The sequence below is a fragment of the Ruegeria sp. TM1040 genome (assembly GCF_000014065.1).
Lineage (GTDB): Bacteria > Pseudomonadota > Alphaproteobacteria > Rhodobacterales > Rhodobacteraceae > Epibacterium.
On sequence record NC_008044.1, the window covers coordinates 2,988,487 to 3,004,298 of the forward strand.

Genomic DNA, 15,812 nt, shown 5'->3' on the forward strand with positions numbered 1-15,812 from the left:
GGTCCGGCGCCCCTGACACAAGGCGCGGCGCCACCGCCAGGCAGAGGAGAATGAACATGACAAAATATGATGAGAACTGGGTGCGCGCCGAAGAAGCAAAGCGCAAGTGGATGGCTGAAAACGGTCTCTACGCCGAGGAGGAAGAGCACTCTTCCTGCGGTGTGGGTCTCGTGGTCTCCGTGGATGGTTCCAAGAGCCGCAAAGTGGTTGATGCAGGCATCGACGCGCTCAAGGCAATCTGGCACCGTGGTGCTGTGGATGCAGACGGCAAAACCGGCGATGGCGCAGGGATCCACGTTCAGATCCCGGTTCCCTTCTTCTGGGATCAAGTCAAACGCACTGGCCACAATCCTCGCGAGGATGAACTCCTGGCGGTGGGTCAGGTATTCCTACCCCGTACCGACTTTGGCGCGCAGGAGACCTGCCGGACTATCGTCGAAACCGAAGTCCTTCGCATGGGCTACTACATCTACGGCTGGCGTCATGTGCCGGTGGATGTGACCTGTCTCGGAGAAAAAGCAAATGCGACCCGCCCAGAGATCGAGCAGATCTTGATCTCCAACTCCAAGGGCGTGGATGAGGAAACCTTCGAGCGCGAGCTCTATGTGATCCGTCGCCGGATCGAGAAAGCCGCCGCCGCCGCACAAGTGGGTGGACTCTATATTGCGTCGCTCTCCTGCCGGTCGATTATCTACAAAGGCATGATGCTCGCCGAACAGGTCGCGGTTTTCTATCCCGACCTGATGGATGAGCGCTTTGAGAGCGCCTTTGCGATCTATCACCAGCGGTACTCGACCAACACCTTCCCGCAGTGGTGGCTGGCGCAACCGTTCCGCATGCTGGCGCACAACGGCGAAATCAACACCCTCAAGGGCAACGTCAACTGGATGAAGAGCCATGAAATCCGCATGGCCTCTTCGACCTTTGGCGACCACGCCGAAGACATCAAACCCATCGTGGCGTCGGGGTCCTCCGACTCTGCCGCGCTGGATTCGGTGTTCGAGGTTCTGGTGCGCGCAGGTCGCTCCGCACCGATGGCGAAAACCATGCTGGTGCCGGAGAGCTGGTCCAAACAGGCCGAGGAACTGCCGCAGGCCTGGCGCGACATGTACTCCTATTGCAACGCCGTGATGGAGCCCTGGGATGGTCCGGCCGCACTTGCGATGACCGACGGTCGCTGGGTGTGTGCAGGTCTTGATCGCAACGGCCTGCGCCCGATGCGCTATGTGGTGACTGGCGATGGTCTGGTGATCGCGGGTTCAGAGGCCGGTATGGTTCCGATCGACGAAGCCTCCGTTGTGGAAAAAGGCGCGCTAGGTCCGGGTCAGATGCTGGCCGTGGATATGGCCAAAGGCCAGCTATATCACGACGTCGAAATCAAGGACAAACTCGCCCGCGCCCTGCCCTTTGGCGAGTGGGTTGAGAAGGTCACCGATCTCGATGAGGTTCTGGGTGGCGTGCAGGAAACGCCGCTGTTTTCCGGTGAAGAACTGCGCCGCCGTCAGGTCGCCGCTGGCTACACCATTGAAGAACTGGAGCAGATCCTTGCGCCCATGGCCGAGGACGGCAAAGAAAGCCTTGCTTCCATGGGCGATGACACGCCCTCTGCGGTTCTGTCCAAACAGTATCGCCCGCTGAGCCATTTCTTCCGCCAGAACTTCAGCCAGGTGACCAACCCGCCGATCGACAGCTTGCGCGAATTCCGCGTCATGAGCCTCAAAACCCGGTTCGGGAACCTCAAGAACGTGCTGGATGAGGATAGCTCCCAGACCGAAATCGTTGTCCTCGAGAGCCCCTTCGTCGGCAATTCCCAATGGGATAAGCTGGTCGAGAACCTTGGGTCCAAACTGGCCGAAATCGACTGCAGCTTTGCCCCCGGTCGGGGCGCCCTGAACGCAGCTCTGGCCCGCATTCGTGCCGAAGCCGAAGAAGCCGTGCGCTCTGGCGCAGGTCACATCGTTTTGACCGACCAGCACTCCGGCGCGGACAAAGTTGCGATGCCGATGATCCTCGCGACATCTGCGGTGCACTCGCATCTGACCCGCCAGGGCCTTCGGACCTTCTGCTCGCTGAACGTGCGTTCTGCCGAATGTATCGACCCCCATTACTTTGCAGTGCTGATCGGCTGTGGCGCAACGGTGGTGAACGCCTACCTGGCCGAAGATTCGCTCGCAGACCGTATCGAGCGCGGCCTTCTCGACGGCAGCCTCACCGAAAACGTCGCGCGTTACCGCGAGGCGATTGACCAAGGTCTGCTGAAAATCATGGCGAAGATGGGGATCTCGGTGATTTCCTCCTATCGCGGGGGTCTGAACTTTGAGGCTGTTGGCCTCTCACGCGCGATGGTCGCCGAGTACTTCCCCGGCATGACCTCGCGGATCTCCGGCATCGGTGTGCACGGCATTCAGGTGAAGGCCGAAGAAATCCACGCAAAAGGCTGGAACACTCAGGAAAACGTGCTGCCCATCGGTGGCTTCTACAAGGCGCGCAAGTCCGGCGAGACCCACGCCTGGGAAGCAACCTCGATGCATATGATGCAGATGGCCTGCAACAAGGCCTCGTTCGAGCTGTGGAAGCAGTATTCGGCCAAGATGCAATCGAACCCGCCGATCCATTTGCGCGACCTTCTGGACATCAAGCCGCTCGGCAAACCTGTCCCGCTCGAGGAGGTGGAAAGCATCACCGCAATCCGCAAGCGCTTTGTGACACCGGGCATGTCTCTGGGTGCGCTCTCTCCGGAGGCACATAAGACGCTGAACGTGGCGATGAACCGGATCGGTGCCAAATCCGACTCTGGCGAAGGCGGTGAAGATCCGGCGCATTTCGTGCCAGAGCCCAACGGCGACAACCCCTCTGCGAAGATCAAGCAGGTGGCGTCGGGCCGGTTTGGTGTGACCGCCGAATACCTGAACCAATGCGAAGAGCTGGAGATCAAGGTCGCGCAGGGTGCAAAGCCCGGCGAGGGTGGCCAGTTGCCGGGCATGAAAGTCACCGACCTGATTGCGCGCCTGCGCCATTCGACCAAGGGCGTGACCCTGATTTCCCCGCCGCCGCACCACGATATCTACTCGATCGAGGATCTGGCGCAGCTCATCTACGACCTGAAGCAGATCAACCCGCGCTGCAAAGTGACGGTGAAGCTGGTGGCCTCTTCTGGTGTTGGCACCATTGCCGCGGGCGTTGCCAAGGCCAAAGCCGACATCATCCTGATCTCGGGCCACAACGGCGGCACCGGGGCCTCTCCCGCGACCTCGATCAAATACTGCGGTCTGCCATGGGAGATGGGTCTGACCGAGGCGCATCAGGTTCTGGCGATGAACAATCTGCGCGACCGCGTCACCCTGCGGACCGACGGCGGCCTGCGGACCGGACGTGACATCGTCATGGCCGCGATGATGGGGGCCGAGGAATACGGCATTGGCACCGCCGCGCTGATCGCCATGGGCTGTATCATGGTGCGCCAATGCCAGTCGAACACCTGCCCGGTGGGCGTCTGCACTCAGGACGAGGCCCTGCGTGGCAAGTTCACCGGCAACGCCGACAAAGTCGTGAACCTCATCACCTTCTACGCACAGGAAGTGCGCGAGATCCTTGCTTCCATCGGGGCACGCAGCCTCGATGAGGTGATCGGTCGCGCGGATCTTCTGGCGCAGGTATCGCGTGGCTCCGCCCACCTTGATGACCTCGACCTGAACCCGCTCCTGATCACCGTCGATGGCTCCGCCAGCATCGTTTACAATCGCGACAAAGATCGCAACGCGGTGCCGGACACGCTGGATGCCGAGATTGTGCGTGACGCTGCCCGGTTCCTGAAGGACGGTGAGAAAATGCAGCTCTCTTACGCGGTGCAGAACACACATCGCACCGTGGGCACGCGCACCTCGAGCCATATCGTGCAGAACTTTGGCATGCGCAACACGCTGCAGCCGGACCACCTGACCGTGAAACTTCAGGGTTCGGCAGGTCAGTCGCTCGGCGCCTTTGCGGCACCTGGCTTGAAACTCGAAGTTTCAGGCGATGCCAACGACTATGTCGGTAAAGGCCTCTCGGGCGGCACGATCGTGGTACGTCCGCCGATGGCATCGCCGCTCAACGCCGCTGAAAACACCATCGTCGGCAATACCGTGCTTTATGGTGCGACCGATGGTTACCTCTTTGCAGCGGGCCGCGCTGGTGAACGCTTTGCGGTGCGCAACTCCGGCGCCAAGGTCGTCATCGAGGGCTGCGGCACCAACGGCTGTGAATATATGACCGGCGGTGTCGCGGTGATCCTCGGCAGCATCGGAGCAAACTTCGGTGCCGGGATGACTGGCGGGATGGCCTATCTCTATGATCCTGATGGGAATGCCGAGACCCTGATGAACATGGAAAGCATCGTCACCTGCCCGGTGACAGTGGACCATTGGGAAGCGCAGCTCAAAGATCTGATCGAACGCCATGTCGCAGAAACCGGAAGCCGCAAGGCTGCCGAAATCCTGCAGCACTGGGACAGCGAAAAAACCCATTTCCTTCAGGTCTGCCCAAAGGAAATGCTGAACAAGCTGCCGCACCCCATTTCGGTCGAGACCTCGGCGATCCCGGCTGAATAATTCATAATCCCCGCGAATAAGATGAACGTCTTATTCCCTGAGCCCCGCAGATCATTTCTGTGGGGCTTTTTTTGCTGAGCACGAAGGCGCTGCATCATGCTTTTCCCTGTTGGAGAGCCGGGGTGCTCCGGCCTATAGAGGGGCATGGCAAAGGCTGCACGCAAAAAGAAATCAGCACCGAAATCTCCATCCGGGCTCGCGCGCTTTTCGCCGCGTGCGCTGTATCGGCGACTGCGCCGTTCGGTGTTGCGGGTCGTCTTTGGCGGCCTTGCGGCCTTCTTGGCGCTGATCCTGCTCTACTCTGTCGTGAATCCCCCGATCACCCATACGATTTGGGTTGAGAAACGCCGCTTGGGCGATGTGGATCGTGAATGGGTGCCGATCGAGCATATCTCGCCCCACATGGCCCGTTCAGTGGTCGCCGCAGAGGATGCAAGATTCTGTGAACACTGGGGTTTTGACGTTCATGCGATTCGCAGCGCGCTGGAATCGGGCGCCAATCGCGGAGCCTCCACCCTAACGCAACAGGTGGTGAAAAACGTCTTTCTCTGGCAGGGGCGTAGCTGGTTTCGCAAGGCGCTCGAGACCTTTATCACGCCGGTCGTCGAGGCCACCTGGAGCAAGGAACGCATTGTCGAGGTCTACCTGAACGTTGCCGAGATGGGCGAGGGCATCTTTGGCGCCGATGCAGCCGCGCGGCATTATTTTGGCGTGGGCCCAGATCAGCTCAGCGCACAGCAAGCCGCCCTGATCGCAGCCCTTTTGCCCAACCCAAAGGAGCGCTCCGCCGCCGATCCCGGCAATTTCATGCGCAAAAGAGCGCGGCAGATCATGGATGGAGCCGCCACAATTGAACGCGACGGACGCTCTGCCTGTTTCGAGCATTGAAGTTTCTGCTCCGGCAAGGCATTGCTGGTGCACCACGATATCACAACACCCGGAGAACCGAGGACGCCCATGGCTCGTCTCTATCATGTCCCCCTGTCGCCCTTCTGTCGCAAAGTGCGTCTGTCTCTGGCGGAGAAGAAGATTGAGGTGGAGCTTGTCGAGGAGCGCTACTGGGAGCAGGATGCGGACTTTTTGCGCCGCAACCCAGCCGCAAAGGTCCCTGTCTTGCGCCTCGATGGGATTCTCATGGCAGAAAGCGCGGCGATCTGTGAATATATCGAAGAAACTCGCCCAGACCCATCCCTGATGCCGAAGAAGCCAGCCGAACGGCTGGAAGTGCGCCGTCTGGTGAGCTGGTTTGACGACAAGTTTCACCATGAAGTCACCTCAAAGCTGCTCTACGAGCGCGTCAACAAAAAGATGACTGGCGAGGGATATCCTGACAGCGGCAACGTGAAATCAGGGGCGAAGGCGATCAAATACCACATCGATTACCTGTCCTGGCTGCTGGACCACCGCCGCTGGCTTGCAGGGGATTCGATGACGCTTGCAGATTTTGCCGCCGCAGCACATCTGTCTTCTCTGGACTATATCTCAGATGTGGATTGGAACCGCTCTGCAGTGGTGAAGGATTGGTACGCGAAAATCAAATCGAGGCCCGCGTTCCGCTCCATTCTGGCCGATCAGGTTCCGGGGTTCCGCCCCCCTTCGCACTACGCCGATCTGGACTTCTGAAACCACGCCGCGCGCGCAATTCATCCTTGATTGATCCACGGGATGAGGGTATCCCCGGCAGCGCTTCGCCTCAATAGCTCAGCTGGTAGAGCAGGTCCTTCGTAAGGACAAGGTCGGGGGTTCGAGTCCCTCTTGAGGCACCATTTCTTTTTCCCCAGTTCAGACGCTTAGACAGGGATCGCAAGATTTCTCAGGGTGCCAGACATGCATCCCCGCAATCTGAACCTCAAACCGGCCCGAAGCATCAACGGGTCTCTCCACAAGCGACCGGACCACGGCCGCTTGTGGCTCCCGAGAGATCAGCGTTTGTCGTCAGGATTATCCGTGCGCTGAGTTTGGTCTCCATCCTCACGAACATCGCTGGGCTCGGGATCAATGATGGTGAGGGCACCTGTGCCGTTGTCATCTTGGCGTCCCGCCAACAAGGGGAGCATCGCAGCCCCTGTTGCCGAATGATACTCCGGTGTTTCGGGACGTTTCCAGGTCAACGTGTCAAAGCTGGCGCAGTTTTCACAGGTCGGCGCCCACTCCGCGTGAATGTGGTTGCAACTTTCACAGACCCACTGCGGTCCACGCGGAGCGGTCAGGGCCTTGGTAAGCCAACCTTGAACCATCGCATCCGGACCGCCCTCGCCTTTCTCAATGGCCGCCATCAAGGTCAGCGCGCGCGCATCTGGTGCGCGATCCACGAGGTCGCCCAGCGCGCGGCGGGCTTCGGGGAAATCCTCGGCCACGATCAACAACTCAGCCCGCACCAAGCGGGTTTCATCGTGATCTGGCTTCAGCCGCAACAGCGGCTCGAACCGCTTCACGCGCGCTTCAGCCGTCTCATTGGGCTCGATTTCGGCGAAGGCGTGGGCGAGATCCGGATGCGGCTGTGCTTCCCATGCTTTCTTGAGAATCCGCACCGCATTGCGAGGCTTGCCCTTGGCGATATAGCTGCGGGCCGCAAGCGCAGCCGCCGGAACCAGGTCGGGCGACAGGCGGTTCGCCTCGATCGCCTGCTCCTGCTGCTCGGGAGTGGCTTCTTCGGCCAAGAGCGCCTTGGAGGACGACAGGGCCAGCACCGCATCCCGGCGCTTGAACACCTCACGCGGCAGGGTTCCAGTCTTGAGTTTTGTCGCCAAAGTCTGACGCGCCCCCGCCCAATCCTCGGCCTGAGCTTGGAGCTTCAGGAGCGTATCTTGTACTTCTTCGTGCTTGGGACGCAGGGCGAGCGCCTTTTCAGCCAGCTGCCGAGCCGTCTCGGTGTCACCCTCGGACAGTTTCTGTTTCATGATCCCGCGCACACCGACAAAGCGGGTCGACTGGTCTGAAAGCAGGCGCTTATAGGCCTCTGCAGCCTTGTGGGTGTCACCTGCCATCTCGGCCGCTTGCGCCACCACGAGATCGGTCAGCGCCGGGTCCTGCAGATAGCGCTCCGCCTTTGCAGCCTTGGTCAGCGCCGTGCGACCTTCGCCAACTGCCAGTGCCATAAGACTATCCGAAAGCGCCTGATACCCGCGCCGCTCGCGCCCCTTGTCAAAGTACCGCGACAAAGCGGTTTCATCGCCATTCAGGAACCGCAGCGTCGCAAGAAGCAGCGATAGAAGCTTAAAGAACAACCACGTCAGGAGCATGAGCGCCAGAAGCGCCATCACCGACTGAAGCGCACCAAGTGTATATTCGGTGCCAGCAACAGTGATCTGCACGCCACCGGCGGTTTCCATCAGGACACCCGCACCGAAGGCCAGAAGCGCAACGATCGCGACAAATACGAGAATCTTCAACAATGACCAGAGCATGGCGACGTCCTTAATTGGCGTTCAGGCTTTGCGACAGCGCGTCGGTGGCGGCTTCGGCTTCTAGACGGGTGCGGGCCGCGATCTGCCAGGCCTCAAGTTCTGCCTTTGCACTCTCGGGCAGAGCGGCGAGTTCCTCGAGAGCGGCGGCAATATCTCCGCCATCCACAGCGGCACCGGCACGTGACAGAATCGCGTCGGGATCATCCCCGTCACGCGGCTGAACAGAACGCGCTCCGAGGTGGCGGTATACGTAGGCCATGAGGCCACCGCTGCCCTTGGTTTCTTCACGCGCGGCAGCCAATGCAGCCCGAGCCGCCGGGGCAAACCCATCGCGCAACCCCGTCAGCGTCGCAACGCCGGTATCGGCAGCGCTTGTGATCGCCTCGGGCGCCTCAACGCCAAGGCTGCGCAACTCCGAAAGCAGATCAGCATAGGGCGCGCCTGCATCCAGGGCTGAGCGCAGTCGTGACACCACGGATTGTGCGGCGGCAACCCTGGCAGCCTCTGCACTCGCGCGCTCCATCTCCTGGGCTTCGGACACCATCCGCTCCACTTCGGCCTGCTGGGTGCTGAGGCTCTCTCGTACGCGCTGCAGTTCTGCTTCGAAGGCCTCCACGGCATCAGCGGGGGCGCCTTCGGTGATGGGACGCGCCTCCAGCGCTGCAACGCGATCCGTGAGGCGTTGCAGTGCTTGGGCCAGCTCCTCGCTTGTGTCAGAGCTGGGCTGATTGAACTGAGATTGCGCCTCTTCAAGATCCTTCAGGCGGGTCGTGAGAGGCCCAAGATCAGGTATTTCGATCTCAGCGACACTCCCTCGCAGATCCGTCACCTGCGATTGCAGTTCAGCCTGAGCCGTACGCAAAGGCGCGATGTCAACACTACTATCGCGCCACGATGGCGGCAGGAAATTATCAAGAACACCACCTTTACCAGCGACAAAGCCGATCAATGCCGCAACCACGCCGCCCAGAACCGCGGATCCAAAACTACCACGCTTCTCAATGATGCGTTCTTCGATCACCGGTGCAGGCGGTGTTTGGCTCTCCTGCTCTCCGGTCTCGGTCTCGGTCTCGGTCTCGGTCTCGGTCTCGGTCTCGGTCTCGGTCTCGGTCTCGGTCTCGGTCTCGGTCTCGGTCTCGGTCTCGGTCTCGGTCTCGGAATCAGCCTCTTCGGGCACCACAGATGGGTCAAGCTCCGCTGTCTCGCCGTGATTTGCCTCTAGATCCGAGGCAACGGCGTCCGGCTCCTGTGGCTGATCGGCCACCTCGGTTTCTTTGACGTCCTCTGGGTCCGGTTTCGCCGCGTTCTCAGTTTTCTTGTCGACTGCCACTTTGGCCTCCCCCGATTCCCAAACGTACTCAACACCCTAAGGACAGACCCTAGTCCTCGGGCGGCTTGGTCTCAACCCGAAGCAAGGCTGCTGCGACATCACAGACCAGTTCCGCCATCGCCTCGGCCGTTGGGAACTTACTTACGTGTCGCACGCGACTTTGCAAGCGCGGCATCGCCTCTGCCACAGCGTCACTCATTGCAATCAATGACAAATGCGCCTTTTCTGGACACAGGCTGTCAAAATGGGCAGCGGTGCGCGGTGAAAAAAGCGGCACGATCAAGGGGATCTGCGCCGTCAGCGCAGCCTCTGCCTCAGCACTCAGAGGGCATAAAGCCTGACGGTATATCGCTTGCCCACTGCAGGACACACCGCCTTCGCTGAGACGCTCGGCAACCGCGCCACGGGTGTACTCGCCGTGCAGATGCAGCAATTTTCCAGATGGCCGGGACGCCAACAGGGCCTCCACCAAAGTGTCGGCCGTATCGCCCACAAATTGCGCCGACCAGCCTGCCTCGCACGCGGCGCTGGCAGTGCGTTCCCCAACGCAATAGGCCCTGAGACGCAGAGGTTGCGCCGCTGACGCGACCCGCACGCCCTCACCCGAGGTGAAGATCACCGCATCGATGCCGCCAAGGTCGATGAGGCCTTGCAGCGGCGCGATCTCCATCAACGGCGAATAGATAATCGGCAGCTCACGACACATCTCAGATGGCAGAAGATCAACAAACCGCTGCGCCGCGGAAAGCGGGCGGGTCATCAACAGAGATAGGCCCTTCCTGTTCACCTCGGCGCTCCCGGGATTGTTTGCCTCACCTCATGGTGGTAGCTGCGCAGTACAAAGGATGCAACGGTAGGGCCATGACTCAGACGCTCACACTTCTTGGACTGGAAAGCAGTTGCGACGACACAGCAGCCGCCGTTGTACGACAGACGACAGGCGCCAAGGCGGAAATCCTGTCGTCGATCGTGTTCGGCCAGACCGAGCTTCACAGCGCGTATGGCGGCGTGGTGCCCGAGATCGCCGCGCGCGCCCATGCTGAAAAACTCGACAGTTGCGTGCGCGACGCTCTCGCCGAGGCCGGCCTCACCCTAGGCGACCTGGATGCCATCGCCGTCACCGCAGGCCCAGGGCTGATCGGGGGCGTGATGTCTGGCGTGATGTGCGCAAAAGGGATCTCTGCTGCCACCGGACTGCCACTGATCGGAGTGAATCACCTTGCCGGGCATGCTCTGACGCCGCGCCTGACTGACGATATCACCTATCCCTACTTGATGCTGCTGGTGTCAGGTGGCCATTGCCAATATCTGATCGCACGCGGGCCAGAGACGTTCTCGCGCCTTGGCGGCACAATAGACGATGCACCCGGCGAAGCCTTTGACAAGACCGCGCGACTTCTTGGGTTGCCACAACCCGGAGGACCGTCTGTACAGGCGGAGGCAGAGCATGGCGATCCGGAGCGGTTCCGCTTTCCACGCCCTCTGCTTGATCGCCCTGATTGCAACCTGTCTTTTTCGGGGTTGAAAACCGCCTTGATGCGAATGCGGGACCAGATCATCGCAGAAAAGGGAGGCCTGACACGTCAGGATCGCGCCGATCTCTGTGCTGGTTTTCAGGCGGCAATCGTTGACACACTTGTGGAAAAAACCCGTCGCGCCCTCCGGCTCTATCTCGAGGATAAGCCCCAGCACCCAACGTTGGCCGTGGCCGGAGGTGTCGCTGCCAATACTGAAATCCGGAACGGATTGATGGCTCTATGCTTTGAGTTAGAGACTGATTTTCTCGCACCCCCTTTGGCGCTTTGCACCGATAACGCAGCGATGATCGCCTATGCAGGACTGGAGCGCTACAAAACCGGAGCGCGTGATGGCATGTCGCTTTCGGCACGTCCGCGCTGGCCGCTGGATAAAACCAGCCCAGCGCTGATCGGCAGCGGCAAGAAAGGGGCCAAGGCATGAGCGTCGCGGTCCTCGGCGCGGGCGCTTTTGGCACGGCATTGGCCATCTCCCTCGCGCGCAAGGCGCCGACAACGCTCTGGTGCCGCAGCAAAGACCATGCAGACGAGATACGCAGCACGCGTGAAAACACCCGTCGCCTGCCGGGCGCGCCCTTGCCCGATGCTCTGGCCGTCACGTCGGATATTGCCTGTCTTGGCGCCCATGACGTGATCCTGCTTGCTGTTCCGATGCAAAAAATGCGCGGTTTCCTGACCGCGCATCACGCAGCGCTTTCCGGCAAGACATTGGTAGCCTGCTGCAAAGGCATCGAGCTCGACAGTGGTCTTGGCCCGGTGGCGGTTCTGCGCGACACGGTGCCTGACGCAACTGCAGCCCTGCTGACGGGCCCAAGTTTCGCGGCAGACATTGCCCTCGGCCTGCCAACCGCATTGACGCTGGCCTGCGATCCGGATGAGACCGGGAAAGCCCTGCAAGCCACCTTGTCCACCGATAACCTGCGCCTCTATCGCACCACCGACCTGACCGGAGCGGAGATCGGCGGCGCACTGAAGAACGTCATCGCCATCGCCTGCGGAGCAGTGATCGGCGCAAGGCTCGGTGACAGTGCCCGCGCGGCGCTCATGACACGTGGCTATGCAGAGATGCAGCGCTTGGCACTGGCCCGCGGTGCCCGGCCGGAAACGCTGGCAGGGCTTTCGGGGTTTGGTGACCTCACCCTCACATGCGGTTCGGAACTGTCGCGCAATTTTCGCCTCGGTCTGAGCCTCGGCCGTGGAGAGGCCTTTGATCCCTCTATTACGGTGGAGGGCGCAGCAACGGCACGTGCCACCGCCAAAACGGCCCAAGAGATGGGATTGGAGATGCCAATCACGCAAACGGTAACCAATTTGTTGGATCAAAGGTTGACGATCTCCGACGCGGCGGATCAATTGCTTAAAAGGCCATTAAAAGAGGAATAAAATGCTCATTGCATTGATTGCCCGCGACAAACCCGACCATCTGCAGACGCGCCTCGACAATCGTGCGGCGCATCTCGCCTATATCGAAGAGACCGGCGTTGTTGCGCAGGCGGGCCCGCTTTTGGACCAAAACGGCGAGATGGTTGGCTCTCTGGTGATCCTCGACGTGGAGGACATGGCCGCCGGTGAAGCCTGGGCCGCAAACGACCCCTACAACAAGGCCGGACTCTTTGAGGCCGTTGAACTTATCACCTGGAAGAAGGTGATCGGCTGATGGCGTATTGGCTGTTCAAATCCGAACCAAACACCTGGGGCTGGGACGATCAAGTCGCCAAAGGGGAAGCTGGTGAGGAATGGGACGGCGTGCGCAACTACCAGGCCCGCAACTTCATGCGGGAAATGAAACTGGGCGACCGCGGATTCTTCTATCACTCATTGAAAGAAAAATCCGTGGTTGGCATTGTCGAGGTCTGCGCCAAATCCCACCCGGACAGCACAACAGATGATCCGCGTTGGGACTGCGTGGACATCAAAGCCATTCGCCCGTTTGTAAAACCGGTCTCCCTTGATCAGATCAAGTCGAACCCGATGCTTGAGAACATGGTTCTTGTCAAAAACTCGAGGCTCTCGGTGCAACCGGTGACAGATGCGGAGTGGCAAGAGATCTGCAAGATGGGGGATACACCTGCAGATTGACCCGGCGAGCAAAACTGGCATGCTGACTCTGACAAATGTCTGCGAGGAATGGCATGGAAATTCTCAGCGTAATTGCCGCGACCATCGCGGCCTTTGTTGCGGGCGCGGCCTATTATGGTGCGCTGGCTGAGCCTTGGATGGCGGCATCAGGCGTCGAACGAGATGAAAACGGCAAACCCAAAGGCGGCCAGAATCCAAGTGTTTTTGCCTTTGCCTTCCTTTGCCAACTGGTTGTTGCGGGCATGATGCGCCATGTCTTCAGCCTCTCTGGGATTGAAACACTCGGTGCAGGGCTTCTCGCTGGAATGGGCGTGGGGCTGTTCTTCATCACCCCCTGGATCGCGCTTAACAATCTCTACGGCATGAGGCCACGTCAGCTGACCATTATCGACGGTGGATATGCAAGCCTCGCCTGCAGCATCATGGGAGCGGTTCTGGCGCTGATATGACTCTGAGTGTTGTACCAAAGCAAAAGGCCGCTGCTGATGCCGCGGCCTTTTCCCACTCAACGCCCACTCCCAAAGCGATCGCCAGTGATACTCGCAATAGTTGCGCTTACCTTTGTGTATCCAATCGACGGCCACACAGGCAACGCTCATGATTTTAAAATCTTTTTAAAACGCAAGCGAAGTACGGAGCTGCGCTTTGTTTAGCTGTAGACCGATTCTTTTCCAAAATGCTTGGTCAGCATGTAGTACACAACTGCGCGATACTTGTTGCGTTCTGATTTTCCGTAAGTCTCCACGACCAGGTTGATCGCCTCCATCAGCTCCGGCCCATCGCTTAGACCCAGCTTCTTGATCAAGAAGTTGTTCTTCACGGTTTCCAGCTCTTCGGGTTGACTGGCGGCAACGGTGGAGGCGTCCGCATTGTAGATCGCCGGACCACAGCCGATTGTCACCTTGGTCAAAAGATCCATGTCTGGCGTCACGCCACATTTGTTCTGCAGATCAGCCGCATATTGCGCAATCAGCTCATCTCGTTTGCCCATCGCTTCACTCTCCCATTCTGGACGTGTTCTTACATTCAGCATTACTGAATTTTTACGGTAGGCAGGTTTTGACATGCGACAAAGGGTATTTCTGCGCCCAAAACATCAAAAATGAGCTCCGGCTCACGTCACGAGAGCGCATCTCGACAAATTATCCTCAAGCCGTTACCAAGAAAAACCCGGCACACAGGCCGGGGTTTTCCAAATCATCAAATGAGACACGATCAGTAACGATAGTGCTCCGGCTTGAACGGACCTTCGGGCTTCACACCGATGTAAGCCGCTTGTTCGGGTGTCAGCTTGGTCAGCTTTGCACCGACGCGCTCCAGATGGAGGGCTGCCACTTTCTCGTCGAGGTGCTTGGGCAGAATATAGACCTTGTTGTCATATTGATCGCCACGGGTCCAAAGCTCGATCTGCGCCAGCACCTGATTGGTGAAGGATGCAGACATCACAAACGACGGATGCCCGGTTGCATTCCCGAGGTTCAGCAGACGCCCCTCAGAGAGGAGAATGATCCGATTGCCCGAGGGCATCTCGACCATATCCACCTGATCTTTAATGTTGGTCCACTTGTGGTTCTTCAGGTTTGCGACCTGAATTTCATTGTCGAAGTGACCGATGTTGCCGACGATGGCCATATCCTTCATCTCGCGCATATGCTCGATGCGCAGGATGTCTTTGTTGCCGGTGGTGGTGATGAAGATGTCGGCGTCCAGCGCCTCCTCCAAGAGTACCACCTCGTAACCGTCCATGGCCGCCTGAAGGGCACAGATAGGATCTGCTTCGGTTACTTTCACGCGTGCACCAGCACCGCTGAGGGACGCCGCAGAACCTTTGCCCACGTCACCGTAACCACAGACAACGGCAACCTTGCCCGCCATCATGGTATCGGTGGCGCGACGGATACCGTCCACGAGGCTCTCTTTGCAGCCGTATTTGTTGTCAAATTTCGACTTGGTAACGGAGTCGTTTACGTTGATCGCCGGGAAGGGAAGTTGGCCCTGTTTGACAAGCTCGTAAAGACGGTGAACGCCGGTGGTTGTCTCCTCGGAAACGCCTTTGATCTGGTCGCGCATCTTGGTGAACCAGCCCGGAGACTGCTCCATCCGCTTTTTGATCTGCGCCTTGATGACTTCTTCTTCTTCGGAGGTGGGAACCGAAATGATGTCTTCTCCGGCCTCTGCCCGTGCGCCCAGCAGGATATAGAGCGTCGCGTCGCCGCCGTCATCGAGGATCAGGTTCGGGCCTTCGGGGAATTGGAAAGACCTGTCGAGGTAGTCCCAATGCTCTTCGAGGCTCTGGCCTTTGATTGCAAAGACCGGAATACCTGCCTCGGCGATCACCGCGGCTGCGTGGTCTTGGGTCGAGAAGATATTGCAGGATGCCCAGCGCACATCTGCGCCCAGCGCCACCAGCGTCTCAATCAGGACGGCCGTCTGAATCGTCATGTGCAGCGAGCCAACGATACGGGAGCCTTTCAGCGGCTTTTCTTCACCATATTCCTTGCGCAACGCCATCAGGCCCGGCATTTCAGTTTCTGCAATGTCCAGCTCTTTGCGGCCAAAGCCCGCCAGCGAGATGTCCTTGACGATATAGTCTCCGGCCATTTTTTGCTCCGTTTGAGATTTCCACAGGATTCTTGGGTGTGGAGGTAACACCGCAAAGGTTGATAAGCAACGAAGATGGGGCTGGGGGACCTACACCCCGGTGGATCATCGCGCAGCTTTCGCTGTTGTTTTTTTGGCTTGCCTGACCTTGAAAGCTCAAACTCTGCATCCGGGGCTAGCGAGCTGCATCAGGACCTACCTCTACCTTGGACTGCAGGTTTGCAACCACACGGCAGGAAGAGTAGCTAGAGCCCAGCAAGACAAACATGGA

At 59.3% G+C, this 15,812-nt stretch carries 13 protein-coding genes and 1 tRNA gene; 9 read left to right on the forward strand and 5 right to left on the reverse strand.

Features of this window, described 5'->3' with window-relative positions; translation table 11 throughout:
- The first annotated feature begins 56 nt into the window (after window positions 1–56).
- The 4 genes from gltB to TM1040_RS18585 all read left to right on the forward strand — a co-directional run bounded on the left by gltB (window position 57) and on the right by TM1040_RS18585 (window position 6,355).
- Window positions 57–4,589, forward strand: coding sequence for a glutamate synthase large subunit (gene gltB / locus TM1040_RS18570; protein ID WP_011540137.1), 4,533 nt, complete (start codon window positions 57–59; stop codon window positions 4,587–4,589).
- A 144-nt stretch (window positions 4,590–4,733) separates the two neighbouring features.
- On the forward strand, window positions 4,734–5,477 hold the full coding sequence (mtgA, locus tag TM1040_RS18575) for a monofunctional biosynthetic peptidoglycan transglycosylase (protein WP_011540138.1): 744 nt from the start codon (window positions 4,734–4,736) through the stop codon (window positions 5,475–5,477).
- Window positions 5,478–5,546: 69 nt separating this feature from the next.
- On the forward strand, window positions 5,547–6,212 hold the full coding sequence (locus TM1040_RS18580) for an FtsZ-binding protein FzlA (RefSeq protein ID WP_011540139.1): 666 nt from the start codon (window positions 5,547–5,549) through the stop codon (window positions 6,210–6,212).
- 67 nt (window positions 6,213–6,279) lie between these two features.
- Window positions 6,280–6,355 (forward strand) — tRNA-Thr (locus tag TM1040_RS18585).
- A 156-nt stretch (window positions 6,356–6,511) separates the two neighbouring features.
- On the opposite strand, the gene TM1040_RS18590 is transcribed toward TM1040_RS18585, so the two are convergent.
- Genes TM1040_RS18590 through TM1040_RS18600 form a run of 3 tightly spaced genes read right to left on the reverse strand, consistent with a single transcriptional unit; the run spans window position 6,512 to window position 10,086 of the window.
- On the reverse strand, window positions 6,512–7,996 hold the full coding sequence (locus tag TM1040_RS18590; RefSeq protein WP_011540140.1) for a heme biosynthesis protein HemY: 1,485 nt from the start codon (window positions 7,994–7,996) through the stop codon (window positions 6,512–6,514).
- Between the two features lie 10 nt (window positions 7,997–8,006).
- Window positions 8,007–9,326: a COG4223 family protein gene (locus TM1040_RS18595; RefSeq protein WP_011540141.1), complete on the reverse strand. Its 1,320-nt coding sequence runs from the start codon at window positions 9,324–9,326 to the stop codon at window positions 8,007–8,009.
- 49 nt (window positions 9,327–9,375) lie between these two features.
- Entirely contained in the window at window positions 9,376–10,086 is a 711-nt protein-coding gene (locus TM1040_RS18600) for a uroporphyrinogen-III synthase (protein ID WP_044026947.1), read from the reverse strand.
- Between the two features lie 101 nt (window positions 10,087–10,187).
- Here TM1040_RS18600 and tsaD point away from each other — a divergent pair, with 101 nt between their 5' ends.
- From tsaD to TM1040_RS18625, 5 genes are read left to right on the forward strand one after another with little or no spacing between them, the layout of a single operon-like run.
- Complete coding sequence (gene tsaD, locus TM1040_RS18605; protein WP_011540143.1) at window positions 10,188–11,285, forward strand: tRNA (adenosine(37)-N6)-threonylcarbamoyltransferase complex transferase subunit TsaD; 1,098 nt, start codon at window positions 10,188–10,190, stop codon at window positions 11,283–11,285.
- Window positions 11,282–12,244: an NAD(P)H-dependent glycerol-3-phosphate dehydrogenase gene (locus TM1040_RS18610; protein ID WP_011540144.1), complete on the forward strand. Its 963-nt coding sequence runs from the start codon at window positions 11,282–11,284 to the stop codon at window positions 12,242–12,244. Before tsaD ends, TM1040_RS18610 begins: the two co-directional genes overlap by 4 nt.
- A 1-nt stretch (window position 12,245) precedes the next feature.
- Window positions 12,246–12,518: a YciI family protein gene (locus tag TM1040_RS18615; protein WP_011540145.1), complete on the forward strand. Its 273-nt coding sequence runs from the start codon at window positions 12,246–12,248 to the stop codon at window positions 12,516–12,518.
- A complete protein-coding gene (locus tag TM1040_RS18620) occupies window positions 12,518–12,940 on the forward strand; it encodes an EVE domain-containing protein (RefSeq protein WP_011540146.1) in 423 nt (140 codons plus the stop codon). The genes TM1040_RS18615 and TM1040_RS18620 overlap by 1 nt, the downstream gene beginning before the upstream one ends.
- A gap of 53 nt (window positions 12,941–12,993) precedes the next feature.
- Window positions 12,994–13,389 (forward strand): DUF1761 domain-containing protein, encoded by a 396-nt coding sequence (locus TM1040_RS18625; RefSeq protein ID WP_011540147.1) that lies wholly within the window; start codon window positions 12,994–12,996, stop codon window positions 13,387–13,389.
- 200 nt (window positions 13,390–13,589) lie between these two features.
- Here TM1040_RS18625 and TM1040_RS18630 read toward each other — a convergent pair whose 3' ends face one another.
- Window positions 13,590–13,931 carry a DUF2853 family protein gene (locus TM1040_RS18630; protein WP_011540148.1) on the reverse strand — a complete coding sequence of 114 codons (342 nt, stop codon included), beginning with the start codon at window positions 13,929–13,931 and terminating at the stop codon, window positions 13,590–13,592.
- A 224-nt stretch (window positions 13,932–14,155) separates the two neighbouring features.
- Window positions 14,156–15,541, reverse strand: coding sequence for an adenosylhomocysteinase (ahcY, locus tag TM1040_RS18635; RefSeq protein ID WP_011540149.1), 1,386 nt, complete (start codon window positions 15,539–15,541; stop codon window positions 14,156–14,158).
- Between the last annotated feature and the right edge of the window lie 271 nt (window positions 15,542–15,812).